Annotated in this window: 24 protein-coding genes and 1 tRNA gene; 4 read left to right on the top strand and 21 right to left on the bottom strand. The window is 53.6% G+C overall.

Annotated features, from left to right (window positions below; translation table 11 throughout):
- Window positions 1–12: 12 nt before the first annotated feature.
- The 6 genes from VMX96_07720 to hpt form a co-directional block, all read right to left on the bottom strand.
- Window positions 13–84: transfer RNA gene (locus VMX96_07720), tRNA-Thr, on the bottom strand.
- Window positions 85–1177: 1093 nt separating this feature from the next.
- Window positions 1178–1537: a helix-turn-helix domain-containing protein gene (locus VMX96_07715; GenBank protein HUU63783.1), complete on the bottom strand. Its 360-nt coding sequence runs from the start codon at window positions 1535–1537 to the stop codon at window positions 1178–1180.
- 147 nt (window positions 1538–1684) lie between these two features.
- Window positions 1685–2338, bottom strand: a complete 654-nt coding sequence (locus tag VMX96_07710; GenBank protein HUU63782.1) for a LysE family transporter — start codon at window positions 2336–2338, stop codon at window positions 1685–1687.
- 520 nt (window positions 2339–2858) lie between these two features.
- Window positions 2859–3701, bottom strand: a complete 843-nt coding sequence (locus VMX96_07705; GenBank protein ID HUU63781.1) for a hypothetical protein — start codon at window positions 3699–3701, stop codon at window positions 2859–2861.
- A gap of 347 nt (window positions 3702–4048) precedes the next feature.
- Window positions 4049–4522 carry a PPC domain-containing DNA-binding protein gene (locus tag VMX96_07700; GenBank protein HUU63780.1) on the bottom strand — a complete coding sequence of 158 codons (474 nt, stop codon included), beginning with the start codon at window positions 4520–4522 and terminating at the stop codon, window positions 4049–4051.
- Between the two features lie 579 nt (window positions 4523–5101).
- Window positions 5102–6580 carry a hypoxanthine phosphoribosyltransferase gene (gene hpt, locus VMX96_07695; protein ID HUU63779.1) on the bottom strand — a complete coding sequence of 493 codons (1479 nt, stop codon included), beginning with the start codon at window positions 6578–6580 and terminating at the stop codon, window positions 5102–5104.
- Window positions 6581–7366: 786 nt separating this feature from the next.
- Between hpt and VMX96_07690 the strand changes: the two genes are divergently transcribed.
- The 4 genes from VMX96_07690 (at window position 7367) to VMX96_07675 (ending at window position 10459) form a co-directional block, all read left to right on the top strand.
- Entirely contained in the window at window positions 7367–7540 is a 174-nt protein-coding gene (locus VMX96_07690) for a hypothetical protein (protein ID HUU63778.1), read from the top strand.
- Window positions 7533–7937: a PaaI family thioesterase gene (locus VMX96_07685; protein HUU63777.1), complete on the top strand. Its 405-nt coding sequence runs from the start codon at window positions 7533–7535 to the stop codon at window positions 7935–7937. Before VMX96_07690 ends, VMX96_07685 begins: the two co-directional genes overlap by 8 nt.
- A gap of 48 nt (window positions 7938–7985) precedes the next feature.
- Complete coding sequence (gene aroF / locus VMX96_07680; protein ID HUU63776.1) at window positions 7986–9002, top strand: 3-deoxy-7-phosphoheptulonate synthase; 1017 nt, start codon at window positions 7986–7988, stop codon at window positions 9000–9002.
- Between the two features lie 269 nt (window positions 9003–9271).
- Window positions 9272–10459 (top strand): pyridoxal phosphate-dependent aminotransferase, encoded by a 1188-nt coding sequence (locus VMX96_07675; protein ID HUU63775.1) that lies wholly within the window; start codon window positions 9272–9274, stop codon window positions 10457–10459.
- A 41-nt stretch (window positions 10460–10500) separates the two neighbouring features.
- Here VMX96_07675 and VMX96_07670 read toward each other — a convergent pair whose 3' ends face one another.
- The 15 genes from VMX96_07670 to VMX96_07600 all read right to left on the bottom strand — a co-directional run bounded on the left by VMX96_07670 (window position 10501) and on the right by VMX96_07600 (window position 26082).
- Window positions 10501–10965 (bottom strand): 4Fe-4S dicluster domain-containing protein, encoded by a 465-nt coding sequence (locus VMX96_07670; GenBank protein ID HUU63774.1) that lies wholly within the window; start codon window positions 10963–10965, stop codon window positions 10501–10503.
- Window positions 10940–12811 (bottom strand): aldehyde ferredoxin oxidoreductase family protein, encoded by a 1872-nt coding sequence (locus tag VMX96_07665; GenBank protein HUU63773.1) that lies wholly within the window; start codon window positions 12809–12811, stop codon window positions 10940–10942. The genes VMX96_07670 and VMX96_07665 overlap by 26 nt, the downstream gene beginning before the upstream one ends.
- Before the next feature lie 39 nt (window positions 12812–12850).
- A complete protein-coding gene (locus VMX96_07660) occupies window positions 12851–13249 on the bottom strand; it encodes an amino acid-binding protein (GenBank protein HUU63772.1) in 399 nt (132 codons plus the stop codon).
- 165 nt (window positions 13250–13414) lie between these two features.
- The gene (locus VMX96_07655) at window positions 13415–14719 is read right to left on the bottom strand and encodes a phenylacetate--CoA ligase (GenBank protein ID HUU63771.1); all 1305 of its coding nucleotides are present in this window, start codon (window positions 14717–14719) and stop codon (window positions 13415–13417) included.
- On the bottom strand, window positions 14716–15330 hold the full coding sequence (locus VMX96_07650; protein ID HUU63770.1) for an indolepyruvate oxidoreductase subunit beta: 615 nt from the start codon (window positions 15328–15330) through the stop codon (window positions 14716–14718). The genes VMX96_07655 and VMX96_07650 overlap by 4 nt, the downstream gene beginning before the upstream one ends.
- Complete coding sequence (gene iorA, locus VMX96_07645; GenBank protein ID HUU63769.1) at window positions 15327–17159, bottom strand: indolepyruvate ferredoxin oxidoreductase subunit alpha; 1833 nt, start codon at window positions 17157–17159, stop codon at window positions 15327–15329. The genes VMX96_07650 and iorA overlap by 4 nt, the downstream gene beginning before the upstream one ends.
- 45 nt (window positions 17160–17204) lie before the next feature.
- The gene (locus tag VMX96_07640; protein ID HUU63768.1) at window positions 17205–17963 is read right to left on the bottom strand and encodes an ABC transporter ATP-binding protein; all 759 of its coding nucleotides are present in this window, start codon (window positions 17961–17963) and stop codon (window positions 17205–17207) included.
- Window positions 17963–18733 carry an ABC transporter ATP-binding protein gene (locus tag VMX96_07635; protein HUU63767.1) on the bottom strand — a complete coding sequence of 257 codons (771 nt, stop codon included), beginning with the start codon at window positions 18731–18733 and terminating at the stop codon, window positions 17963–17965. Before VMX96_07635 ends, VMX96_07640 begins: the two co-directional genes overlap by 1 nt.
- Entirely contained in the window at window positions 18730–19713 is a 984-nt protein-coding gene (locus tag VMX96_07630) for a branched-chain amino acid ABC transporter permease (protein HUU63766.1), read from the bottom strand. The genes VMX96_07635 and VMX96_07630 overlap by 4 nt, the downstream gene beginning before the upstream one ends.
- On the bottom strand, window positions 19713–20597 hold the full coding sequence (locus VMX96_07625; protein ID HUU63765.1) for a branched-chain amino acid ABC transporter permease: 885 nt from the start codon (window positions 20595–20597) through the stop codon (window positions 19713–19715). Before VMX96_07625 ends, VMX96_07630 begins: the two co-directional genes overlap by 1 nt.
- A gap of 94 nt (window positions 20598–20691) precedes the next feature.
- A complete protein-coding gene (locus VMX96_07620) occupies window positions 20692–21885 on the bottom strand; it encodes an ABC transporter substrate-binding protein (protein ID HUU63764.1) in 1194 nt (397 codons plus the stop codon).
- 286 nt (window positions 21886–22171) lie between these two features.
- On the bottom strand, window positions 22172–22435 hold the full coding sequence (locus tag VMX96_07615) for a hypothetical protein (protein HUU63763.1): 264 nt from the start codon (window positions 22433–22435) through the stop codon (window positions 22172–22174).
- Window positions 22432–22983, bottom strand: a complete 552-nt coding sequence (locus VMX96_07610; protein ID HUU63762.1) for a DUF6125 family protein — start codon at window positions 22981–22983, stop codon at window positions 22432–22434. The genes VMX96_07615 and VMX96_07610 overlap by 4 nt, the downstream gene beginning before the upstream one ends.
- A 10-nt stretch (window positions 22984–22993) precedes the next feature.
- The gene (locus VMX96_07605; GenBank protein HUU63761.1) at window positions 22994–24553 is read right to left on the bottom strand and encodes an NAD(P)/FAD-dependent oxidoreductase; all 1560 of its coding nucleotides are present in this window, start codon (window positions 24551–24553) and stop codon (window positions 22994–22996) included.
- A gap of 56 nt (window positions 24554–24609) precedes the next feature.
- Window positions 24610–26082, bottom strand: a complete 1473-nt coding sequence (locus tag VMX96_07600; GenBank protein ID HUU63760.1) for an NAD(P)/FAD-dependent oxidoreductase — start codon at window positions 26080–26082, stop codon at window positions 24610–24612.
- Window positions 26083–26176: the final 94 nt, after the last annotated feature.

The raw sequence follows: 26176 nt of genomic DNA, 5'->3' as shown, positions 1-26176 counted from the left end.
CTCCTCAACATAAGCCCACAGTCAGAGTTGAACTGACGACCCCCTTCTTACCAAGAAGGTGCTCTACCACTGAGCTATGTGGGCGGCCGAATCGTAGCTATTTTAAGGTAACCGAAATGAAAAGTCAAGTTGGAGACCGCATTCTTATAAAAAACGCAGTCCCCGTTAATAGTATAACATCTTTAGCCGAGGGTTACATCATTAATTGCTGCTGTGAGGCAAAATCGCAAGCGACGATAAACAACTATCAGGATAAACTGAAACGTTTCATGTGGTTTTATCAGGTTAACGTGGACTGCATGAAAAGCAAGTATAATACAAGTCAGACTCAATATGTTCTAAAAAGGAGTCTGATATATGTCGCAAGGAACTCAACTTATAGCTCCATGTGGTATGAATTGTGGCATTCGCCTCGCTTATCTTAGAAAGGAAAGGAAATGCCCCGGCTGTGGAGTATTCAATTAAAAAGCAGCAAATGAAGGAAATTTACGGTATCGATATCGAGGAAGTGTAATGAGAGCTGAGAAAAACAATCCCGAGCAAAAGTATAATGATTTTTGGAACTGGCTATTGACTGATTGGCATCCTATCTGGCTCCTAAGTTTAGTCGTTGCCTATATGTACTATCTTATGACCACTGAGGAGGTTTAAATGGACAAGTTTTGGCTTCGGTTTAAGTGCCTTTATTAGAAATGACAAAGAGCGGTGGCATTGCCTAAAATGCGGTGGCGTTATCTGTGTTCATCGGGGTTACTGTCTTCATTGCGGACCAATAGTAGAAAGCCTGCAATCCTATCAAACATCGGGATATTTGTTAAGTAATAACGTAGCTTCAGATCAACGTTACCCCATCTTTTTGAAACATGTAGCTATTTCAAAATAAAGATCAAATCAAGCTATCGGAATAACAGTCAGGTAGCCAACACTTCAGAACTATGTGGACTGCGCCCCTGCCGTCGAAATTTGAAGCGTTTGGGGTAATCCTAGGGCGGGAGCGAGGTATTTTATTCCGCTTTCCAATACTTACTCGGACACATGACTCTCGCCATGACTAAGTATTATTGGGATAGCATATATTAAGATGTTGACGTTGCTGTGGTGCATCGCCATGCCAGCCATATCGTTTCCGTGGCTCAAGAAAGCAGGGAGTCTATCTATACCCAGATACTGAGGGTTATTACTCGCCAATTCTCACTTTGAACATTCGTCTCCACCAGGGCCTGCGTGGCATCGTTAACAACTTGACCTGGTTCTCCAGGTTGTGTATTCGCTCCTGCGCCGCCCCCAGTTGGCCGGCAAGCTGCAGGTTTCTTTCCTGTAGCTCCCTTATCATGTCCATACCCTGGGTAGAGCTATTGTCCAGGGTCTTTTTGGCTATCAGGTGGGGTGGTATTTCCAGGATGCGGTACTCCCTTCCGTATTTGCCATTGTAGAGCTCGGCGGGGAGCTTACCGTCCTTTATGAGCCGCCTAACCGTTTTGGGTGATAACCCCATTGCGGATGCTGCTTCTTTTATAGAAAGGCCCTGTCTTGACATTGGGATTGGATAAGGGTACACCCAGGGTAGTGCTTTTGTCAAGGGGTAGTCGGAGAGAATAATTTTTATAGAAATTAGCGAGAATACCCGTCAGCTTGCTGGGGGGTAGTTCACTTGTGCTACTTCGATGACGGGATGGGGGCTAGCCTAGACCTCCGTAAGGAACATAGCACCCGAGACCACAAAGTAAACTCCCAACCCGATAAGGAACAGGCCGCAGGTGAGCAGCAACCCCCGGTAAACCCTCAGGCTCATCAGTCGCTTTCCACGTGCGATGACCAATGACACCATGCTATACCATCCCAGGTCGGAAAGGATATGGCCTATGAAGAAGATGGCCACCCCTATTGTCCCTGCTGCCAGGGACCACAATACAAACTTGGTGCCCACGGTGGCCCACCATAACAGCCAGAAGGGATTGGCCACGCTCAACAGCGCACCGGCGGCAATAAGCCAGTGCACCTGCGAATGTGGCCGAGAGCTGACCTCCAGTGGAGATACCGCCCGGCGGGACTGGCGCAGCAGGGCGTACGACATTCCCAGCAGAACGAGGCCGCCGACCACCCCGATTATCCCCGCTACCAGGCTTTGCTCCAGAACCTCGCTCAGTCCCCAGGCGAGGGCCACTACCAATGGCAGCTCGACTATGGCATGGCCCAGGACCAGGAGCGGCCCGGCACGAAACCCCCGCCTCGCCGACTCGCTGATGGTAACGGCAAGCACAGGCCCGGGCATAATAGCACCGGAGAGTCCGACGACAAAGGCGGTACCGAAAATGAGGAAGAGGCTGGCAGCCACCATTTCAGTTTGTCATGTAGCGGTGACAAAGTCAATTGGCTGCGCTCGCTCATTACATTTGAGTTATATGTATATACGGGGGGCGTGGCAATGATATGCAACTGCCTGCGGCGTGCAAAACAACCGTCATTGCGAGGACCCCGATAAGGGCCGAAGCGTCCCCCGATAGATCGGGGTCGGGGGACGTGGCAATCTCAGTGGTGTTCTATCGTGAAACATGGGATGCTGAAACAAGTTCAGCATGACAATGGGTAGGCTGGCCGACGTCGGCCAGCCTACCCGGCGGATCGAGGCCACGCGGCGGGTATCGGGTCACAGTGTTGTTCTGTCATGATATGTGGGGATTGCCAAGCAATGACAGTGTGGTTCGCCTCCTTCCTGTCATTCCGAACTTGTTTTGGAGTCTCAAAATTAATGCAACGAAACAATTTGCCTGGGTCATTGACAGATACCTATCAGGGTGGGGGTGGGTGGGAAAAGACTGGAAAAGGGCGGGAAGTCGGACGATGACATCGCTTTCTCTTTATTTTAACAGCTCAGTGACGCTCTGGTTAGCGCTTTGCGTGGGGTAGTATTTGAGCACTGAACCGTAGTTCGGGTCCGGTCCCTCCTCAGCCATAGTGTCATCTACTGCTGATTGTATTGAAAGCTCCTCAGACAGGAGCTTCTCCAGCAGAGTTATCGTGGCATCATCGACATAATCCAGCCCAACCAGGCCGTCCCAGCCCAGATAGCTTGAGGCCCCTTTTTCATAAAAGGCCAGTGCTAGATCCGTTAAGTGGAGGCAGTTGCAGCCCATCATGATGACAACCGTGTTATCAAACTCCCCCTCCATGCTGTGCTTGGTGAATCTGGCCCCTATGGCAAAGACGGTGGGGTAGCCCTCGGCGACCCTTGCCCTGGCGAGTTCCCCGTTTAGCTGCTCGCTGATGTGTTTCGTTTCACTGTATGGTTCATTGGTAAATATACAGGTTGCCTCCCTTACTATTGCTTGTGAGTCTTCTTCGTGGTAAAGCAATCCGGCATGGGCGCGGAAGATTATAACTCGGTAGCCATAGGATGGCAACTTGCCGTAAAGGTCAACGGTGACCTCATCACCCTGATAGAGGTGAACTTCAAGGCCGTAAGCCTCCAGAATTTCTGTACTCTTATTGATAAATGCCTGGTTTGGCTGCATGCTGTAGAGCTGGTCAACGATGGCTGCCCTTGGCTCTCCGTTATTTTCCGGGGAGGGCTGGCCTGTGGGATAGAGATATACAGAGGCAACAATGGCAGCTATCACCAGCGGTATAGCCAGCCATAAAAATCGGGGGAAGACCCTTTTTTGGAGCTTTTCCTTTTGCTTTTTAGCCTTGCTTTTAGACATAGTTTAGCCCTAAGGTTACGCCCGCCAGCGAATAATTTATTAAACGGTTAGGCCAACGTCGAATATAATCTTTACTAACAGCGGACAAACTGTTATTTGTTATCCCGTATCAGGGCTCATGATATCATAATATATAGATATATGGAGAAGATGGGCAGGCTCGAGGCGGTCATTCTCCTGCGCGGCCGGCGTCACGGTCATTATCGGTATGACTGCCAGTTCGTTATCTCGGCCCGAAGCTCCTCTCAGTTAGCAGGGCATGCTCATTTTTTAATAATCCCGTGGCACATTTCATCCAACAGAGTGAAGTATAGGGTTACATATGTTATCAGCCCAAGCCCGGAGGTCTAAGCTCTCTTCTCCGCACTGCCCACTTTGGTTTCAACATCCAGTAGAGCGAAACCGCTCTGCTCATCCCTTACACGTGCTGCATCCACGCCCAGGATTTCAAACAGGATAGCTTCACCAACAAGCCAGGTAGTAACGCCGGGCCGCAGGCACCCGCACATGGTATTGCCCGAGCGTCCCAGCGCAGCATGTATGTGTAAGGTTGGTTTCCCGTCTTCCCCGGGGGCGAGCACACCTGCTCCAACCACCTCATGGGCGCCGTCAACCGGTAGCAGCATTGGCTGCGGCGGTCTTTCGTTCGAGCGTCTGGGGCCCACGACGATTTCACCGTCCCCGATACCGCCCACTAGGATAACCTGACCTACCGATATACCCTTCTCTTCGGCGAAGACCTCAATACAAGCGGGCACCTCGTCGCCATCCTCAAGCCGTATTATAAAAACTCGTCCCAAACGTCCTTCACATGATTTCATCGAAAGCCTCCTCAATATTCAGTTGCGGTGATAATTGTCGGGCCTGCTAATTGCTGTAAGTGCTACCATGCCTTGTCAACGATGTTCATTCAGTAACGAATACTCTAAATAGTTGTACCGCAGGTGTCAAGCCTCCCGGGGAGGTAAGGATCTTGCCGCTTCAGAGTGTAGTTGCGAGTTGTGAATGGGAGGTTTTGCTGACACCCTTCAGGCGAAAGCAACTTTCGATGAGCAATTCGAAGCAGCCTGTTGTTCCCAGCAGCAGACTGTCGCCACCGACCTTGGCCGAAGCGCCAGTCACATTTTTAAAAGCTGGACGGAGAAATGTGCGCCCTGTACGATCGATAGGGGTTTTATTTCCACGCAAAAACAGGGTAAGCGGCTCATGGAATTGCAAGAGATTCCTCAAGTTCGAGAGTGGGCTATTGACAAATGGTTTTTCTTATGGTATTATAAACAATGCCCTGAGTAATCAGGTCAAAAGAATGGGAACCTACCCGGGCACATGGAAGCTCGAGGGGAAGTGTGTCGAAGAAGGAAGGAACCCGGGAGGGCAAGGTTACTCGGGGCTTTTTCTATTTATTCGCCGCTATGTGAGCCACCAGTCTGGTCTCCACCACCGCTTGTCGTGGGCTGAAGAGGGGTCAGCGTCCCAATAAAGGGTAGATTCCTGAATTCCCCGTTGTAATCTAATCCATACCCCACCACGAACTCATCAGGCACCTCGAAGCCTACATACTTTATGGGAACATCCACCAATCGGCGAACCCTCTTGTCCAAAAGGGTGCACACTTCGAGACTGGCAGGTTTGTGCGTGGCGAGTTGGTTTAGCACAAAGTTCAACGTCATACCCGTGTCTACGATATCCTCTACCATTATAACGTCAACACCGGCTATACTTTTATCCACGCCACTAATGATTCGCACGTTCTCCGTCTGCGAGTCACCGTAATAGGAAATGGCTATAAAGTCCACGCTTAGCGGCAGGGATATGCTGCGCATCAGGTCCGACATGAAACATACGACGCCTTTGAGAATGCCTACCAGGAGAGGACTCCTTCCAGCATAGTCGCGAGAGATCGCCTTTCCTAGTTGACGCACCCTGCTATGTATTTGACTGGCACTCAGGAATACCTTTTCCACATCTACCTCGGCCCGCCCCAGAGGCCCATATCCGTACTTGGCAAGCAGGCGGTGATAATCCCTCTTGTTGAGGAGCTTGATATTGACCTCGGGGTAGAGCTCCTTCATAAGACGCATCTTGCGCTTCTTTTCCCTGAGTAAATCCTGTTTCAGGGTGGTGAGCTCTATATAAAGGTCCAGCTCGGTCAGGTAAAAGTCCGGGGTGAACATCTCCTCCACCCTGTCATTATTCCACCTCAGGGGGAATGAGCGGGGCTCGTACATCCACCCTATCTTATAGAAGTCAAGGAGCCTGGCAAACTCCTCCTCTGAAGGATGGAAGAAGGAGACCGGTCGGATCAAATCCCGAGGAATTCCCGGCGAGCCAGTTTGTGATGGCAGCGCGTCGCTCGATGTCACGGGAATACCTGCAGTTAGCTGGTGGAGCTGGGCATTTTCTACAGCGGTGGCAGCGAGACCGGCCACTGCAGTCAAGAACTTAGTATCGTCAGTGGAGAAATGGCGTTGCTCGTGAGTGTAGACCCTCAGCGCGCCTATGACATTTTCACCTTGCTTGAGCGGTACGCTGATCACGGAAGCGAACCTCTGGCGCTGGGCCATTTCCCTGTATTGGATGCGGGTGTCGGTAGCAGCATCCAGCACGGTTACCACATTACCCTTAAGGGTATCGCTCAGGCTTTTATCCGCATCGAGGAATCCTTTGCGTAGATACCAATCGCTTAGACCATATGAGACGGCGTGCAGCAGGCTGCGTCTTTGGGCATCGAAAAGAAGCACTGAGCAGCCTGCTGCTTTCATTGCTGCGGCGGTCTTCCTGGCGACAGTGGCTAGATTATCCCTTAACGTATCGCTGGATACGGGTTCGGTAGCAAGTTGCTGGAGCACTTTATAGTAAGCAGCTATATGCTGTTCCATTGTACGTGCCCTCGCTAAAAAGAGGGGATGACGCTAATTGAGTCCGGCATTACTCTAAGCCGTCCACACTCAAGCTGTCAAGTCCAGGCATTGAAGTAGTGTAAACGGCTCTTTGCGCCGTGCTTGTCAGTAGCGCGAGGAGCAACTTAGCGGGGATTTACGGTGGAGACATCGTAGACGACAGTGGGGCGGTTGTCAGTTGTTAACCACGATTGCTAATAATAAGAGACTGCTGAAATAGTCTCAATCAACCCCCTAATCCCCCAAGATTGGGGGATTTTTTAAAGCTGCCCCGATACATCGGGGAGACCCCCGGTAGGAAGTATCCTGCACCTCTACTATAGCAGCTTTTCTACAACTGTTTTTTCTTTTAGGCTGACAAAGTAACAATTCAGACATCTTCTAAAAAAAGGCGGAGGGCACTTTTTAAAGTGCCCTCCGCAAAAAGCCTTCTATTCAATTTTCCAATTTTTTCTCGATCTCAACTCACTCGCGGTGTTCACCACCGCATGAGGCCTCTATTTTTAAACTTAATGACCTTCAATTCACTTCATCGAGCTGATTTCGAGCCTCTTTTGCCCTGCCACCGGCAGGGCGTCACTTGTCCACCTGCCAGACTCCATATACTTTGTGAAGCTTCATGAAACACCTCCCGAGGCATAACTCAGTGGTATTAATAAGCCTCTTAAGATATTAGACCACATTTAGTCTCATTTGTCAATAACCCGTTGACTGGCTCTACACTATTTAGTGTGAAAGAGGGTGTTATCGAGAGGAGGTGAGGGATTGAAAAGCACCTGCATGGGCGAGCGGCGACCGCACGGAGGTATTTCGGCTGGCGGAAGGCTTCTGGGGGCCGGCTTCGATGGTTGCACTGGCGTTCCTTTGTTGCTACAATCTTGCTCGGTGGCGTTGAAACGAGTCGTCACGAGAGTTGAGAGGAGCAAGCGGGATGATTGAAATTAAGGAGATGCGTCAGCGGTTCGATAACTCACCCTGCGCGGTTCATCTTGGCATGAGCCTGGTGGAGCTGTCATCGGGATATGCCAGGGTGAAGCTCGAGCTAAAAAGGGAGTTTCTGAACTGGGATAATATGATTCACGGTGGCGTTATCGCCACCCTACTTGACCAGGCCTTTGGCTGCGCATGCAATACCCTGGAGAATATACACGTTGCTGTCCAGATGAACATCCATTTCCTTGCCGCAGCGCCGGTTGGGGAGACCATCTATGCTGAATCCAGGGTTTTGCATGCAGGAAAGAGAGTAGGGGTATCGGAGATGACGGTCTTCGATTCCAAGGGGAAAATAATTGCCCGGGCCACGGGAACCACTGTCTCTATGGGGGCACGAGGCTGACCGTGGCTTTACGGTTGTTCATGGAGAATACTTGAGGGGTGAGAAGAGATGATTGTTGAGATGAGAAGGGACGCCAGCAAAGATCAGGTCGATCACGTGGTGGAAAGGGCACACTCCTTTGGCTTTGAGGTGCAGTTGAACCTGGGCACCGAAAAGACGGTGGTGGCTATCCTGGGCGGCGATACCGGCAAGGTACAGACCGATGTTTTCGCCGTTTTACCCGGGGTTGAGGGCGTCACCCGTGTGATGAAGCCGTATAAGCTTGCCTCAAGGGAGTTCCATCCCAAGCCAAGTAAAATGAATGTGTCTGGCGTGGAAATAGGGGGGGAGAGGGTAGTAGTAATGGCCGGCCCTTGCGCCGTGGAGAGTGAGGAGCAGCTTATGGAGACGGCCAGGGCGGTCAGGGATCTGGGGGCTGCGGTGGTTAGAGGTGGCGCCTTTAAGCCCCGCACCTCGCCCTTTAGCTTCCAGGGACTGGAAAAGGATGCTTTGACGATGTTGGCCCGGGTCAAATCTGAGCTTGGCATTCCGGTTATCACCGAGGTGGTTGACATCGAGAACATAGGCTTGATCGCCAGGCACGCTGACATATTGCAGGTCGGCGCCCGCAACATGCAGAACTTCGCCCTGCTCAAGGAGTTGAGCAAGCTGAGGCATCCCATCCTGCTGAAAAGGGGGCTTTCCGCTACTGTCACCGAGTGGCTGACTGCGGCCGATTATCTAATGGCTGAGGGCAATCGGCGAATAATCCTGTGTGAGCGCGGAGTCAGAACCTTCGAGGATAGTGTCCGGTTTTCCGTGGACATCAGTTCGATTGCGGTGGTCAAGCACTTCAGCCACCTACCGGTCATAGTGGATCCCAGCCACGCTGCGGGACACTATGCCTATGTGCCCAGCATCGCCAGGGCTGCGATAGCCGCCGGGGCGGATGGTCTCCTGATAGAGGTACACCGCAATCCGGAAGAAGCGCTCGTCGATGGCCTGCAATCGCTTACCATCCCGAACTTCGAGCGGCTGATGGCCGAGCTGAAGCCCATAGCCGAGGCGGTGGGCAGGTACATCTAGGGCTGGCCGCTGGTTAAGAAGGCTTCAGTTACGTGACCACTATAGGGATCATGGGCCTGTCCCGCATCGTATACTCCGGCGTTTAATTGAGCAGGTGCTTCAATCCACCCGGAGAGGGGCAAGAAGCAAATCAATAGAGGGTGGTTCTAGAGTGCCTTTCGTTACCGGATACCTCTAGTCCCGAGGTGAGGATCACGAGGGGGCCCAATAACAGGCGAGCGCCGAAAACCAGTAACTGTTGAGCCATTGATTAAGTGCGAGGCAGGCTAATGTCAGTTTCACCGAGGTTGCGGCAACAGATGGCGGAGGGTGGCTGGATCAGGAAGATGTTTGAAGAGGGGATCGCTCTCAAGAAGAAACTGGGTGAGAGCAATGTTTTCGACCTCTCCCTGGGTAATCCGGTAATGGAGCCGCCCGACGAATTTCGCCAGGAGCTTCGCCGGTGGGTGAACCAGCCGGGTCCCGGGATGCACCGATATATGCCCAACGCCGGTTATCCCGAGACGCGTGAGGCCGTCGCTGAATATCTTTTATCCCAGACCGGACTACAATTTACCCGGGATGAGATAGTGATGACATGTGGCGCTGCCGGAGGGATAAATGTGGTGTTGAAAACTATCATCGAGGCTGGCGATGAGGTAGTAATCTTCGCACCCTACTTTGTCGAATATATATACTATATAGAAAATGCTCAGGCTCTCCCCCGAATCATCCCCACTGATAGCCAGTTTATACCTGATTTGAAGATTCTGGAGGAAAATATAACGCCCAGAACGAAAGCGGTGTTGGTGAACTCCCCTAATAATCCCACCGGTGCTGTCTATGGCCACGACATACTGAGCGGGATTGGCGGGCTGCTGGCCAGGAAAGAAGCTGAGTATGGGAGGGAGATCTTCCTTATTAGCGATGAGGTCTACCGCAGGCTGGTATACGATGGGGTGGAGTGCCCATATGTCTTTCAGTACCATCCCAGGACAATCGTAGCCACTTCTTTCTCCAAGGACCTGGCTTTGCCTGGTGAGCGCATCGGGTATATCGCGTTGAATCCTGAGTATGACGGTCGGGGTGAGTTGATAAACGGGTTGGTGTTCTGCAATCGCGTGCTCGGTTTTGTTAATGCTCCAGCATTAATGCAGAATGTGGTGAAGCGTCTGCAGCACGCATCCGTTGATATAGATACGTACAGGGGAAAGAGGGACCTTTTATATAGTAGCCTTGTCGAGATGGGCTACTCTACGGTAAAGCCAATGGGTGCCTTCTATATATTCCCCAGGTCACCGATTGCAGATGATGTAGCCTTCGTTAGGGAGTTGCAGGAGCATAATGTCCTGGTGGTGCCGGGGAGGGGGTTTGGTGCTCCCGGATACTTCCGCATTTCATACTGCGTGGAGGACCCTGTTATCAAGGGGTCTTTATTGGGATTTGGGGCGGCAGCCAGAAAGTTTGGTATCTGCTAGCTTGTGTCAGGTTTGAGACTGCTTCATATATGATGGTAGGCCTAAAGCAGGGATCTCGCCGCTTCCCCCCGCGCGCTCTGGGCTTCGATCTCCAGTGTTGACACCTTGAGTGCTTCCCTGGGGCATAGCTCCACGCATTTTGGCTGAGAGCGCCCCTCGCATAGATCGCATAGCACCACCGACTTGGTGGAGCGATTCAGGACGATAGCGCCGAAGTCACAGGCCTCTATGCACCAGCCACACCCGGTGCAGCGCATCTTGTCAACGCGAATGACGTTGTTCACCTCGTCCCACTCCAGCGCTTCGCGGGGACAGGCTTCTATGCATGGTGTGTTCTCACAGAAACGACAGGCTATACTTACGGCCATCTTTTCATCAATGTGTACCAGGTGAATACGGGACAGCTCGGGGCAGAAAACCCCCTCCTTTTCTGCCGAGCAAACCATCTCGCAGAGCCCGCACCCACTGCAAAGCTCAGGGTCACAGCTTATATACCTGCGTTCCATACTCCAATCCTTTCCACGGTGCGATGGGATCCTCTATCCCCAGTGCCTGCAGTTTCTCCTCCGGTATCAGGCCTTCGGCGGTCCAGCCCCGGGCCTGGTAGTAATCATCGATCATGAGCCTGAGCTCGGCCTCGGTCAGCACCGTGCCCTTTCCCTCGCCCTCTGTTATGGGGTCGCTGAACAAGCGAGGTGGTAGCCAGTCGTCACCGGGTTTCCATCCCTCACGGATGTTAAAGGCTTTCTTTATGTTGTTTATGCGCTCACCTGCACCCTTCAGCTCGGCCGGGGTCATATCCAGACCTGTTGCCTGTTTGTAGAGGTTGGCAGCCTCGGTATATAAATCGCCGAAGCACTTTCGGATGAACTTGCAGATAATCAGTGAGTCGAGAACAGCGGCGAAATCCTCCTTTTCCTTCACCCTGGAGCCTCTCCCCGGTTCACCCTTGAACCTGTCTACCTCTCCGGACATATCCACTTCATAGGCGGGGGAGCGGTTATGGCATGCACCCCTGAGACCCACGGCGAACCCCAGGGCTAAGGTTTTCATAGCTCTGGGATCGTAGCCTGGAAACTCAAGTCCCTTGGAGTGCATCGCCCAGTGCTCCGAGTTTCTCCCCAGATTGGAGGAAGCGATTCTAACACCATCAGCCAGCAGGTTTCCAATACCGCTGCGTTCGCCGATCTTCGGTATAACCTCTACCAGAGCTCTGTGATTGCCGAAGGTTAGGTCTATTCCCTCTGTATCCTCCCTTGTCAACAGGCCCTTCTCAAAGCATTCCATGGCCCAGGCTATACAACTTCCGGTACTGATGGTATCTATGCCGTAGTAGTCACAAAGCTCTGCTGCCTTCAGTATGCCCGGTATGTGGTCCACGCCGCAAAGCGGCCCCAGGGCGTAGAGCGATTCGTAGTCAAGCTCCCACTGTGTTCCTGCATAGTTTCCCTCTGCTACCTTGTATATGTGACCACATGCCACCGGACAGGCGGCGCAGGCCATCACCTTGGTAAGGTAGTGCTCGGCCAGGTATTCACCGCTTATATTTTCCGCCTTTTCGAAGCTGGACTGCTGGAAGTTTCTCGTTGGCAGTGCCGATAAGCGGTTTAGCACCAGAATATTGGCCGGTGTCCCCAGTACGCGGTATTTTTCCGTGTCCGGCCCCTCGGCCTTATGAATTATGTCAATACTTATCCTCTCAACCTCCTCCATGCTGTAGACCTTGATTGGCCTGGTACCACGCAGGGCAATCGCCTTGAGCTTCTTGGAGCCCATTACCGCCCCTGTCCCTGTCCTCCCTGCCTGCCGGTTACTATCGTTGGTTATACAAGCATATCGAACCAGATTCTCACCGCCGGGACCGATGGAGGCTACTTTCACCCGGTCGTCTCCGATATGTCTCCTGATATAGTGCTCGGTCTCCGGGCTTCCCTTTCCCCACAGGTGCTCTGCTTTATTGAAGTGAACGATGTCATTATCTATGAAAAGGTAGATGGGTGATGCTGCCGCTCCGGTTATGACGATAGCATCGAATCCGGTTCTCTTTAACGCTTGGGACCAGAAGCTAGAGGAAAGGGAATCACCAATAAGTCCAGTCAGTGGTGACTTGGTTGCTATAGCGTGCTTGTTGGAGGTGGGTATGATGGTGCCAGCCAGGGCGCTGCTGGCAAACACCAGAGGGTTATGGGGGGAAAGTGCACCCGTACCGGCTGGTAAGTACTGGTAAAGCAGGCGCGTTGCCAGTCCAACGCCCCCCAGATAGCCCTTTAGCAGTGATGGGCTGAGCTCCTCAACCCTTACCTCCTGTGTGGTTAAATCGATTATGAGGATTTTTCCGTGGTATAGATACAAATCAGCCTCCACGTTGAACTTGGCTTCCCTTGCCCGGTCTTACCTTGCTCCCAGAACCTTCTCCGCCTTTTCCAGGTCATCCGGCTTGAGTACCACCAGCGCCCGGTTCTCTCCAGCCTGCCCGATGTAGGCGTAGAAGTACTTGATGTTGATCCCGGCCTCGGCCATTGGCTTGGCCACACTGCTTAGCAGCCCGCCGGGGACATCGGGTATATAAGCGCTCAGCATCCAGTCTACGCGAGTGGTGAAACCGGATTGCCGCAGCGCATCAAGCCCTTTATCCGGATTATCCAGAACCATGCGCACTATGCCAAACTCCGCAGTATCGCTTACCGATAGGGCGTGTATGTTGATCTCTTCTCTCTGGAGGGCTTCGAGGATGGATTCTAGCCGACCTGCCTCGTTCTCCACAAAAACGGAAACCTGCTTTATTCTCATATCCGATTTCCTCCCTTAGCCTTTATGTTGCTGGCGACTGATTAAATAGTCTTAATGAACTGCTAACAGGGCATTTAAAAACTCGAAATACTAAGCTCTAAATACTAAACAAATTAAAAAATTCTAATTCTCAAAATACAAAACCAAAGGCCGGAGATGTTCTGATTATAGCTCGCTCCGGTCTACTACCCTTTTGGCTTTTCCTTCAGTACGTTCGATAGTCCTGGGCTCCACCAGTTTAATACGTGCTGAGATGCCCAGTACGCTGTCCATCTCGGAGCGGAGCCTTTTCTCCAAGCCTTCCATCTTCTGCATCTCGTCGGAGAACACCTCCTCGGATACCTCGACCCATATCTCCAGTTCGTCGGACTTGAATGCGTGCTGCCTGTCTACAACTATCAGGTAATGCGGTTCCACCCCCTCAACATCAAGAAGAACGCTCTCTATCTGTGAGGGAAAAACGTTTACACCCCGAATGATTAGCATATCGTCACTGCGTCCGGTTATTCGTGACATTCTTGCCATCGTTCGTCCGCACTCGCACGGCTCCCGATTTAGACTGATGATATCCCTGGTGCGGAACCTGATTACCGGTTGGGCTTCCTTAGTAAGCGTCGTTATCACAAGCTCCCCCTCTTCCCCATAGGGCAACTGCCCTCCGCTCTCCGGATCGATGGTCTCGACCAGGAAATGGTCTTCGGCGATATGCATTCCGCACTTATGAGGACACTCTACCGATACTCCCGGCCCGATAATCTCTGTCAGGCCGTAGACATTGATGGCGAGTATACCGAGCCTCTCCTCTATGTCCCTCCTCATCTGCTCGGACCAGGGCTCGGCACCGAGTATGCCCAGGCGCAACCTGGTATCGCGCAGGTCAATGCCCATATCCCTGGCGGTTTCGTGAAGGATGAGTGCATACGAGGGGGTACAGGTGATAACAGTGGTACCCAGGTCTTGCAACAGGAGAATCTGGCGCTTGGTGTTTCCGCTGCTGGTGGGGATTACCAGTGCGCCAAGGCGTTCAGCGCCGTAGTGAAAACCTAGACCACCGGTAAACAACCCGTAGCCATAGGCGTTCTGCAGCACATCGTCTTTGGTGGTGCCGGCGGTAGCTAACGTGCGAGCCATTATCTCTGACCACGTATCGACGTCGCGCTGGGTATAGGGTGCGATTACTGGCTTACCCGTTGTGCCGCTGGAAGAATGGATTCGCACTATTTGCTCCAGAGGGACCACCGTAAGCCCGTAGGGATAGTTATCGCGGAAGTCCAGCTTGCTGGTGAACGGCAGCCTGCTCAAATCAGCCAGGGTCTTGATGTCATCCGGGGTGACCCCCTTTTCCTTGAAAGCTCGGCGGTAAAAGGGGACCTTGTTATAAACCTCGCTAACCTTAAGCTTCAGGCGCTCCAGTTGAAGCCGCTCCAGGTCCGCTCTCGGCATTGTCTCGTGTTTAGGGTCGCGAATCATTTCTTAATCTCCTTTGCTTGTATGACTGCTTTAACTTCATCCGCTCCTCTCATGAAAGCCTCAATGCTGGATTCCACAAACTTAGGCGGTAACCTACGGCGCATAGTCTCGGTCCAGGCCTCTGTTTCCAGTTCCAGGAATACGGATAAGGAACCCAGCATCACCATATTGAGCGCTCTGGGATTTCCTGCTTGAGTCGCAATTCTGCTTGCCGGGATCAGGTATGTCTGGTGGGTATGTTGGGACAGAATCCCTTCGATTTCCTCCCAGCTCGGGTATGACATAGTGCTGCCCACGACCGACACCGGGACAACGGTGACATCGGCGACTATAGCTACTCCGCCGGACTTCAGGTAGGGTGCCCAGCGGGCCGACTCCAGTTGTTCGAAACCGATTAAGAAATCGACATTCCCTTTCTTAATCATGGGGGAGAAGACCTGCCTGCCCCAGCGGATGTGGCTCACAACGCTCCCGCCCCGCTGTGCCATGCCCAGTGTGTCCGACTTCTTGACGTCGTACCCGTTATTCATGCCAATCTCGCCCATGCCGTCGCTGGCCAGGATGACTCCCTGGCCACCGACACCCACCATCAGCACGTTTACGTCCCTCATTCCTTGCTTTCCGAAATGGCCTCTTCGGGACAGACCTGAGCGCAGATACCACAACCGGAGCCTACGCACAGGCCGGCGTCTATCCAGGCCTTGTCGCCGGAGACGGATATGGCGGGACAACCAATGCGCAGACAGGCATAGCAGCTATTGCACTTCTCGCTATCTACCTTGAATGGCTTTCCCGATGATTTGACACGAAGCGGACAGGGTCCCCGGGCTATTATGACCGAGGGTTCATCGTTCTCAATGCACCGGCTTAAGGTGGACTCAATAAGCGCTAGATCGAAGGCATCGACCACGTTGACATCGTTAACCCCGATCCCCCGTGCCAGCGCCTCCAGCTTTACCATCCCGGCTTTGGTCCCTTTGGCTGAGATGCCGGTACCGGGATGACCTTGATGCCCGGTCATGGCGGTGGTTTCATTATCCAGGATTATGACAGTGGTACTTCCCTCGTTGTAAACGACGTCGATAAGACCGGTTATACCTGAGTGCATAAAGGTGGAGTCACCTATTACGGCTACAATCTTGTTTGGAACCCCCGCCTTTTCCAGCCCAAGCGCCTGTCCTATACTGGCGCCCATACAGGCGCAGGTGTCCAGAGCGAACAGGGGAGCATATACACCTAGAGTATAGCACCCGATATCGCTGGTAGCAATGAGGCCGCCTTTCTTCAGTTGCGCCGGTATTTTCCTTTTAAGGGACAGTTCTTCGTTGGGGTTAGGGTTGTAAAAGCCCAGTCTTCTCAGGGCAAACTCGGTAGCGATATGGGGGCAGCCAGCACAGAGCAGCGGCGGCCGTGGCGGTAGTTGCGGTGCTGGTCTCCTGGATTTAGGAGGAGGCTTGGGTGAAGCCGAGAGTAAACCTGCCTGAATAGCGCCGTCCTCAACTATCTCGGGGTTAAGCTCTCCTATTATGGGGATGAACTCCTTGCCCGTGACCGCAATGCCCAGGCGGCGCACCTCGTCTTCGAGGTAAGGGTCCAGCTCCTCCACTACAACCACCCTCTCCACCTCCCGGGCGAACCTGCGAATCAGGTTAGCCGGGATAGGATAGATGGTGGTCAATTTGAGGTGGGAGGCATCACTGAATACCTCCCGGGCGTACTGGTATGCAACCCCATCGGATATCACCCCGAGCCTTCGGTCAGCCAGCAACATCTGGTTCAGGGGAAAGTCCTCCACATAGGCCTGCAGTTTTTTGATGCGCTCCTCCATGGCATGCCGCCTGACCCGGGCGTTTGAGGGAACCATCACGTATTTCTCTGGAGAGCGGATGAAGCCGGGCTGTCTTAAATCGGCTTTCCGCTCCTTTGTTACATCGACCACGGTCTTGCAGTGAGATATGCGGGTGGTGGAGCGCAGCAGCACCGGTGTGTCGAATTCCTCGCTGATACTGAAGGCCCAATCCATGAGTTCGTATGCTTCCTGGCTGTCGGTGGGCTCAAGCATGGGCACTTTGGCGATCCTGGCGAAGTGACGGTTGTCCTGCTCTCCCTGGGAGCTATGCTCTCCGGGGTCATCGCAGGAGACTATTACCAGCCCGCCGACAACACCCGTAGTAGAAACTGCGAAAAAGGGATCAGCGGCCACATTGAGCCCGACGTGCTTCATGGATACCAGGGCTCTTACACCGCCATAGGACGCCCCCATCCCCACCTCCAGTGCTACCTTTTCATTGGTTGACCACTCGGCGTAAACACCATCCATGCGGGCGATGTTTTCCAGTATTTCGGTGCTGGGCGTCCCGGGATAAGCGGTGGCTACCACTACGCCGGCGTGATATGCTCCCAGGGCTATGGCTTCATTACCCGAAAGTAGCTTTTTCATGGTATATCATGCCATGTCTTTTTATTTTACCATGCCTATGATAGCCTAGGCTACGCTTTTACCCAAATATGCCTGCCTGACCCTGTCATCACCCAGGAGTTCCTTGGCGCTACCCTCGATGGAAATTCGCCCCCTTTCCATGACATATCCACGGTCGGCAATCTTGAGCGCTGCAGTAGCATCCTGCTCCACCAGGAGTATGGTAATCCCCTCATCTCTCAGCCTGACTATAAGCTTCAGGATTTCCCTTACCAGTGTAGGCGCCAGTCCCAGGGAGGGTTCGTCCAGCAGAAGCATCCGGGGGGAGGACATTAGCGCCCGGGCGATAGCCAGCATCTGTTGCTCCCCACCGCTGAGGCTGGCTGCCTTCTGATTCTGCCGTTCACTGAGTATGGGGAAAAGCCGTAGTACCATTTCCAGATTGGACTGAACGGCGGGGCGACGCAGGAACCATCCGATATACCCCAGAGTGCTCAGCCGGCTGCGGGCGCACTGGGAGTAGGCACCCATAGTCAGGTTGTCCTTCACCGACATGGCTCCGAAGAGCTCTCTTCCTTCGGGAATATAGGCCAGGCCTAGCCTCACCGTCTGGTGAGAGGAGAGTCCGGAAATCTGGTGGCTATCCAGCCAGATGCTGCCACTCTTAAGCGGCACCACCCCGAATATGGCGTTCAGCAGGCTGCTCTTGCCGGCCCCGTTGGCCCCCATGATGGTGACGATCTCGCCGTCGTTTACCATTATGGAAACCTCTCTGAGCCCTATGAGCCGGCCGTAGGCCACAGATACGTTTTCAACCCTCAGCATCAGTCCTCCTCCTCCCCCAGGTAAGCGGAGATGACCCTCTGGTCCTTCTGAACTTGAGCGGCGGTGCCCTCGGCTATCTTTTGTCCGCTGTCCAGCACGATGATCCATTCGGCAATGCCCATTACCAGAGGCATGTCATGCTCAACCAGCATGACGCTGATCCCTGTTTCCCGGATACGGTGGATGAGGTCGCTCAGCTCCCGCTTCTCCAGCGTGTTCAGCCCGGCTCCGGGCTCATCCAGCAGAATAAGCCGTGGCTCTGTGGCCAGGGCCCGGGCTATAGCAAGCAGTTTCTGCTGGCCCAGCGGCAGGCTCATGGCATTCTGCCCGGCGAATGTTCCCAGTCCCACCATGTTGAGGTATTTCATGGCGTTTAAGGAGATGGTCTCCTCCTCACGGTGAGCACGGGGAAGGCGGAGGGCAGCCCCCAGAAAGCCGTAGTGGCTGCGGGGGTGCTGGCCTGTCATTATATTCTCCAGGACGGTCATGTTGCCGAACAGGAGGACATTCTGAAAGGTACGTGCGATGCCCAGCGCCGCCCGTTTATGAGGTGCAGCGTCCTTGAGCGGCGTGCCCTCAAAAAGTATCTCGCCGTCACTAGCCGGGTAGACACCGGTGATAACGTTGAAGAGCGTGGTCTTCCCTGCCCCGTTGGGGCCGATGATGGCAGTGATCGTGCCTTTCTCAATTGCAAGGTTCAATTTATCCAGAGCTACGAGGCCCCCGAAGGCCTTGCTCAGGCCCTTAGTCTCCAGTATTGATTCGCTCACGTTTCAGACCCTCTCTCAGCATACCTCAGTCGCCATCGCCCTATAAGCTCCTTGAGTTTAACAAAAAGACCTTCGGGCATGAAGATCATCACTATGACCAGGATGGCTCCATAGACAACAACATCCCATTCACCGAACCCGAGCAGCAGCTCGTCGCTCAGCATACGGGTGGTGCCGGCCCCGAAGATAGCGCCCCAGATACTCGCCAGACCCCCTATCACCGCCATCACCACAAACTTTACCGAGGCGAGGAAGTCGAAGGACTGGGGGCTGACGAAGCGTAGGTGGTGGACGAAGAGGCTTCCTGCCAGTGAGGCATAGACGGCGCTCAGCACAAAGATCTTTACCTTGAACCGGGCAACATTGATGCCTATCGACTCGGCGGCAGCCTCACTGCCGTGAATGGCCCTGAGCGCCCTGCCTGACCGCGATCTGACGATGTTCTGTGAGATAAAAAGTATAGCCAGGCAGAAGAACCAGACCAGGAAATACCGTTTGAAGGAGGTATCGAAGACAAAACCGCCGATGGAAAGGTAGGGAATTCCTGCCATGCCATCGGGTCCGCCGGTGAATTGGCTAAGTTGCCCGAACAGGATCCACATGATCAGGCCCAGTCCCAGTGTGGCCATGGCCAAGTAGTTACCTCTGAGCCTGAGGATGGGATAGCCGATGACATAGGCAAAGGCGCCGGTAGCTATAGCTGCTATCAGCATTGCCAGCCAGGGGTTGACGCTATAGGTCTTGCTCAGGACGGCGGAGAAATAGGCGCCTAGGCCATAGAAGGCGGCCTGTCCCAGAGATACCTGCCCGGTATAGCCCATCAGGAGGCACAGCCCCACCGTAACCATGGTGCTGATGCCGATGAAGATCATAAGGGTGGTGTAGTGACCCAGGAACCAATCGAAGGGTATCAATATCAGGAACGCCAGCAGGGCGGCAATCACCAGATAAACCCACTTACCCTTTACCATTGCCAGCATCAGCCTGCCTCCTCCGCCGCCAGCCTGCCCGACCTGATTACCAGTATTAGAAGCAGGACCACCAGGGCGATGACATCCTTATATGCCGAGGTAAATGGGCCCCAGTCCAGTCCCACTGCCAGGGACTCAACGATTCCCAGCATAAGGCCCCCGATAACCGCTGCAACCGGGCTCTTGAAGCCGCCGATGGATGCTGCCACAAAGCCCTTGAGCCCCAGCATGACACCTACGTTGTACGAGGTAAGGGTGAGCGGGGCCATGACCACCCCGCCGATACCGCCCAGGGCTGCCGCTATGGCGAAGGCGATGAGAGACATTGCTCTGGTATTGATTCCCACCAGGCCCGATGCCCTTGGGTTTATGGCACATGCCTTAAGCGCCTTACCCACCATTGTATGGGTGAGGAAGAGGTGCAGCAGAATGGTCACCACCAGCGTGGTGCCGATTATCCACAGTGCCTGGGGGTGAATGTAGGCACCCAGGAAGGATATGGATTCATCCCCGGTGAAGAATGGGGGGCGTACGTAGTCCACACCCCATAGCACCCCGGCGATTCCGCGAATGAAGATAGCGACTCCGATGGTGGTGATGATAAGGCTGATAACCGAAGCCTTCCTGGCGGTGCGGATGGCGAGTAGATACATAATGGCGCCAATAGCTGCTGCGATGAGCACTGAAAGGAGCAGGGCGGGAGCCAGGGGTATCCCGGCGGAGCAGGCGAGTGTAAATGATAGCATGCCCCCCAGCATCACGAATTCGCCCTGGGCGAAGTTAATGATGCGGGTTACGGCATAAATGATGGTAAAACCCAGGCCTACCAGGGCGTAGATGCTGCCCTGGGTAAGACCGGATACGAGGTACTGAAGGAACTGGTCTGCTGACAAACGTCAGATCTCCTTACGGTATTACCAGACAACAAGGGGGAAAGCTGCACTTTCCCCCTTGGTCACATCCAGAGTCTATCAGACAGTCGGTTTTTTACTTGAGCCAGGTCCACTCCCCATTGACGATCTCGATCATGGCCAGAGAGCCGGGAGCCATTCCCAGGTGGTTGGTAGGCGACATAGTGAAGATACCACCGGTGCCAGCGAAATTTGTAATCCCTTCTAACCCATCTCTGACTGCAGCCCTGGCTTCCGTGATGGTTAGACCTTCATCTAATCCGTCAAGAGCCATAACCACCATGCTGAGGGCGTCGTAGGCATGTCCGCCAAATGTGCTGAAAGTTCCCTCGCCGAGAGCCTCGTAGTCCGCTATATAATTCGTCAATACTTCTTTCTGAGGGTCATCGGCCGGAACTAGGTCAGCGATTAGCAGCTTGCCTGCGGGGAAGATAACCCCGTTGGCAGCATCTCCCGCCGCGGTAATAAAGTCCATGTTGGCTATTCCATGGCTGCAAAACAGCGGGATCTCCATCTGCAGCGTCTGCATGTCCTTGGCGACGGAGGCGGATTCCTTATCGGTAGCCCAACAAACTACCGCTTCCGCATCGGTACCCCCGATATGGGTAAGCTGAGACTGCATGATAGTGTCAGTCTCAGCAAATGTTTGGTCATCCACAACAGTGAGCCCGAAGTCGGGAGCATCAGCTATGAGGATGCCCCTACCGGAAGTTCCATACCCGGAGGTGGCGGTTATGAGGGCTATATTGGTTATATTTGCTGTTTCCTCGAGATAGGTGTATATCTCGGTAACCGCCTCTTTGTCGGTCTGCGGGGTCTTGAATATCCAGTAACGATCCTCCACCGGTTCCACAATGTCGATGCTGGCGGCGCAGGAGACCAGTGGGATCTCTGCTGTGGTCACAATATCGAGGATGGCCAGGCTATTCCCGCTGGTGGTGGGCCCAATTATGGCCAGCATACCATCCTCGATAAGCGTGTTCGCCAGCGTGGCGCACTTCTCCGGAAGGCTCTCGTCATTGTAGATAGTGACCTCCAGAGGATGTCCGTTGATGCCGCCCGCATCGTTGATCTGGTCCACCATCATCTCCACCGTGTTCTTTTCAGGTACTCCAAGGTTTGAAGCGGGGCCAGTAGTAGAAAATAGTGCTCCCACGTTGTAGGTATCCCCTTCTTCTATTACTGTTTCTTGGGCGCAACTCATGCTGCTCATTGCAACCAGTGCTAGCATCAGGGTTAGGGTTACCGACCACTTCATGTACTTCTTCAATCGTCTTCCCTCCTTTTATGTTATATATCGTTCTTTGATTACACTATGGCAGGCTATACCTGTCTTGCCAAATATGTCACATACCACCCCCTCCTAAGTGCAATTTCGCAGAGAGTATAGCACACAAAAACAAGGGGTGCAATGTTTACGTTGCGCGGTGTCCAGGACATCAGCACTAATAGGCTGTGGGCATTACTTCAAACCCACGCCTGAGGCGATTACTTCGCCTGAGGCTTGTAATGACGATATGGTCTGCTATCGCCAAAGGCAGGGCTGCTGTGGCGCACTAGACCTCGACCCAGCTCCTCCCTGGTGAAACCATCCGGGGCAGGCTAAAGGTCATGTACCTTATCATCTGGCCGGCCCGCTCCGAGTGTCGGAGCGCTGGCTGCTCCCCGATGGCCGTCTGTATTAGGTCGAGTATGTGATACACGGGAGGGGACATAGGATAGAGCTTCCGCGCCACCGATAGGTACAGTTGACAGAATGTGCCTAGCACTAGCATGGGAGCCGGGAGGACAACCGGGGTATCCCACTGGTTGCTTCTCACTCCTCTATTGAGAACTGCCAGCGGCAGCATATGCTTTTACCGTTTGTCTGGGGAGGCAGCTCAACTGGGGTGGCCTTGCCCCTGGGGTTGAAGCACTGGATCATGATTTGAAAAAGCTTCGGGTCTACCTGCCGGCAGATGACATTCTCCCTTCCTGAGCCCTCCCGTTTTAGCGCCTCTAGAGTGGGACATTCCAGCACGGTAAAGGTCAGCCTGTTTTCACCCTCGCGGGTGAGCCTGTATTTCAGGTTGGCGAACCAGGGCGAGAAGCCCAGGGCGGTGGCGAAGGCTTCCAGGTCACTACCTTTTATGTTCCTGAGCGGCATCAGCCTTTTGAGCTCGTAGGGGGTATATTTCTCCCATACCCAGATGTCACAGGCGGTAGCGGTATCCTCGTCCACTTTTTCCCTGACTGCCAGATACCAGAAGGCGTCCACCGCCAGGAACAATTTGGAATACAATCGGATGAGATCAACAAGCTCCGCTTTGGAGAGCTCCTCCAATTGTGCCTTGGATTCTACTGGCCGTCCGGCGTTTTCTTCCTTCACAATTGCCTCATTACTTCCAGTTCTTCAGCACCTCGCGGGCGCTGTTGTAGCCTGGTACCGCTGTCACCCCCGGGCCGGGATGGCAGGCCGAACCACAGAGATAAAGGTTTTCCACCGGTGTCTTGTATCCTGACCACCCTACCACCGGCCTGAAGTCAAACATCTGGCCGGGGAGAAGCAGGCCGTGAGCGTAATCGCCTCTGGTAATGCCACACATCTTCTCGAAATGCATCGAGGTGAAGGCTACCCGGTCCACGATGGCGTCCTTTAGATTCGGGGCATATTCATTCATTTTGTCTATTAGTTTGTTTGTTACTTCTTCTTTCATCCGGTCATGCTCATCTCCCGGGGGCAGTATTGGGAAATAGAATGAAAAGAAGGTAATTGTGTGATAGCCCGCTGGAGCCATGCTATCATCCCAAATACTGGGGATATAGTAAGCAAACATCGGGTCTTCAGGTATCTTCCCCCATTTAATCGCGTCTGTACAGTGCTGATAGTGCTCCGGGCCGCGGGTATAGCTCATAAACCACCTGGTATTGTCCTCGTTGACAAAGGCAAGGTCCCCAGTGAATTCAGGTAGCTCTTTCAAAGTACAATGAACCTGTATGAATGGGGTACCGTACTTTATCCTCTTGACCATGCGAACGAAATCGGAGGGCAGGTTGTCCTCCCCAACCAGGCCTATGAAGCTGGCATAGGCATCGAGATTAGAAAGGACCACTCTGGAGGTTATCCTTTCACCATTACTGAGCTCTACCCCAGTGGCCTTTCCGTTTTCTGCCAGGATCCTCCTTACCCTGGCATTGAGCCTGACCTCACCGCCTTTTTCCTCGAAGGACCTCTTCAGGGCTTCCGAGACCATACCCATGCCGCCTTTAGCCAGCTTGTAAAACTGTCCAATGCCGGCAGGAACGAGGTGGTAAGCCAGGGAAAAGGCGGTCCCCGGTTCATAGGGTCCCAGGGAAATTGCATCGGTGGACATCCCGGCAAACATGGACTTAATCAGCTTGTGCTTCTGTGGGTCGGGGAAAAACTCATCGACTATATCCATGGTGCTGGCATAGAAGCACTTTCTCAGGGCGTCTTTAACCTTAGGGCTGGGAGCGGCCTCGATTATAGAGCCTATGGAGGGGGGCGGATCGAAGCGCGCTGCATTCCACGCCTCGGCGAAGGGACGGCAGAATTCAAGCACGCCCATCATGCCCTCCAGAGCGCCTTCCCCGTGATCCCTTTGCAGATGCTCTATCAGTTTGCCCGGGTCGTTATAAAGGACAAATGGGTTTTCATCAGGGACGCCAAAGTTACAAAAAGAGGTTGTGGGCTCGAAAACCTCAAGGCCGTACTTTTCCAGCTCGAAGACCTCCATAAGTTGTGGGCTGAAAACCATGAATGCCCAGGCGCCGACATTGTGCCTGAAACCCTTAATAACCTCTCTGGTGGCTGCCATTCCGCCCACGTATCCGTTCTTTTCCACGTCCAGAACCTTCAAGCCCGCTTTCGCCAGAATGGTGGCAGCGGCAAGGCCATTGTGGCCCGCTCCTACAACGATCGCATCGTAGTCAGCCATTTTAAGCCTCCCTTTTTTCTATTTTAGCAGGTACCCGAGAAGTGCCCTGGATCGCTCTATACCGACCTAACGGGATGCGTCTTGAAGTATTGTAGAACCGTTTTGGCCACGTTCAGGCCGGACGCTACCGCCAGGTTGTTGGCAAAGAAACCGGTACTACCCGCATCGGCGCCGACATAGAAAAGACCGCCGACCGGGGCCTTTGCTGAGGGTTTGTGCCTGCCGCACTGACCAACTATCTGCCCCAGACCGATGCACTCACCACCAGTGCCGGGAACCACTGAGTCCCTGCTGAGAGCGGATATGTGCGCCGAGCCGTAGTACTCTCTCTCCTCAATGTGCTCGACCACATCGGGCCAGATCCTGGCAACCTCGGCCTCCACCTTGTCCATCCAGGTCTTGGGGTCAACCTTAGGGTCGGCGGGGCAAGAGATGCCGGTGTGCACGAGTTGCTTGCCAGGGGGAGCCATGCCGGGGAAGAGTGAGTTGGTTGAGACGAACACGTAGATCTGTTCGGGCATTTGACCGGACTCCTCTTCTAGTATATGGTCCGTAGTGGATACGGTATTATCGGAGAAATATATATAAACGGGGTATTCCAGTACCGGCTTGCTCAGGATGTATCTGGCCCCGGCGAAGCCGAGACTGGGTACCAGATCCCTCACGTAGTTCACATAGCTCCTGTCGAAGTGCTCCTCTCCCACCAGCTTGAGCACCGTGGGCTGGATGCCCGCATTGCTCACAACTATGGGTGCGTAGAAATCACCTTTCTCAGTATGAACGCCGCTCACTCGCCCGTTCTGCACCACTATTCGATCGACCTTAGTTTCTAACCGAATGTCACCTCCGTTTGCCCGGGCTGCTCCGGCTATGGCCTCATACATTGCGCCGAGGCCGCCTGCAGGGTAGCACCCGCTGCCCCCGGTGATGAGCTGCTGGAAGATCTTTACCACCTCGGATGCGCAGGCGACGTCGCCCGGGACTTCTATGGTGCCTTCGCTTTGGAGGGTGGCGATGAAGGAATAAACCGATCTCGGGATGTTATAACGGTCGAGGAACTCAAGGGTGGAGACATCGTCCAGGAGGTCCCGGTCTTGGGGAGACATCAGTACAATCTCCCCGAACAGTCGGAGAACCTCCTCCATTTCAGTTTCCTTTACACCAAGTAGGCCGAAGAGTTCTTGCTGGTCCGTGGGGTGACCGGGGCCACGCATTACCATGGTCCTTATCTCGCCCAACGGGGTCTCATAGTGCATGAGTCCGAAGGGGTCGGGCTGGATAAGCTCCACCTGCTCCTCCAGCCCCAGCGCCTTCAGCGCGGCATGGATTTGGGAATCCGCACCTGGACATGGCCAGATTGGGTAATATTCATATCGAAACCCCCTTTTGGAAAGGGTCATGGCCTTGCCGCCAACCTGAGAGTTCTTGTCCAGCACAAGGGTGTTAAGGCCAAGCTTGGCCAGCAGTGCTCCACATGTTACACCCCCGGGGCCTGCCCCAACCACGATCACGTCATATTTACCAGACATCCTGATTCTCCGTTGCTGTGGTGTAGCGCTATCATAAAGACCTGGAGATAGAAAATCAAGGGGTTTCGGATATGTTTGCTCCAGTAACAGGGAG

The sequence above is a fragment of the Dehalococcoidia bacterium genome (assembly GCA_035528575.1).
GTDB lineage: Bacteria > Chloroflexota > Dehalococcoidia > E44-bin15 > E44-bin15 > DATKYK01.
Note: the sequence above shows the minus strand (reverse complement) of the source record. Positions and strands in the feature narration are given on the sequence as shown.

Excerpts from the sequence above, each read along its gene's own strand:
- VMX96_07715 (HUU63783.1), bottom strand. The coding sequence starts at position 1,537 with ATGTCAAGACAGGGCCTTTCTATAAAAGAAGCAGCATCCGCAATGGGG.
- VMX96_07710 (HUU63782.1), bottom strand. The coding sequence starts at position 2,338 with ATGGTGGCTGCCAGCCTCTTCCTCATTTTCGGTACCGCCTTTGTCGTC.
- VMX96_07705 (HUU63781.1), bottom strand. The coding sequence starts at position 3,701 with ATGTCTAAAAGCAAGGCTAAAAAGCAAAAGGAAAAGCTCCAAAAAAGG.
- VMX96_07700 (HUU63780.1), bottom strand. The coding sequence starts at position 4,522 with ATGAAATCATGTGAAGGACGTTTGGGACGAGTTTTTATAATACGGCTT.
- hpt (HUU63779.1), bottom strand. The coding sequence starts at position 6,580 with ATGGAACAGCATATAGCTGCTTACTATAAAGTGCTCCAGCAACTTGCT.
- VMX96_07685 (HUU63777.1), top strand. The coding sequence starts at position 7,533 with ATGATTGAAATTAAGGAGATGCGTCAGCGGTTCGATAACTCACCCTGC.
- aroF (HUU63776.1), top strand. The coding sequence starts at position 7,986 with ATGATTGTTGAGATGAGAAGGGACGCCAGCAAAGATCAGGTCGATCAC.
- VMX96_07675 (HUU63775.1), top strand. The coding sequence starts at position 9,272 with ATGTCAGTTTCACCGAGGTTGCGGCAACAGATGGCGGAGGGTGGCTGG.
- VMX96_07670 (HUU63774.1), bottom strand. The coding sequence starts at position 10,965 with ATGGAACGCAGGTATATAAGCTGTGACCCTGAGCTTTGCAGTGGGTGC.
- VMX96_07660 (HUU63772.1), bottom strand. The coding sequence starts at position 13,249 with ATGAGAATAAAGCAGGTTTCCGTTTTTGTGGAGAACGAGGCAGGTCGG.
- VMX96_07655 (HUU63771.1), bottom strand. The coding sequence starts at position 14,719 with ATGATTCGCGACCCTAAACACGAGACAATGCCGAGAGCGGACCTGGAG.
- VMX96_07650 (HUU63770.1), bottom strand. The coding sequence starts at position 15,330 with ATGAGGGACGTAAACGTGCTGATGGTGGGTGTCGGTGGCCAGGGAGTC.
- iorA (HUU63769.1), bottom strand. The coding sequence starts at position 17,159 with ATGAAAAAGCTACTTTCGGGTAATGAAGCCATAGCCCTGGGAGCATAT.
- VMX96_07640 (HUU63768.1), bottom strand. The coding sequence starts at position 17,963 with ATGCTGAGGGTTGAAAACGTATCTGTGGCCTACGGCCGGCTCATAGGG.
- VMX96_07630 (HUU63766.1), bottom strand. The coding sequence starts at position 19,713 with ATGCTGGCAATGGTAAAGGGTAAGTGGGTTTATCTGGTGATTGCCGCC.
- VMX96_07605 (HUU63761.1), bottom strand. The coding sequence starts at position 24,553 with ATGGCTGACTACGATGCGATCGTTGTAGGAGCGGGCCACAATGGCCTT.
- VMX96_07600 (HUU63760.1), bottom strand. The coding sequence starts at position 26,082 with ATGTCTGGTAAATATGACGTGATCGTGGTTGGGGCAGGCCCCGGGGGT.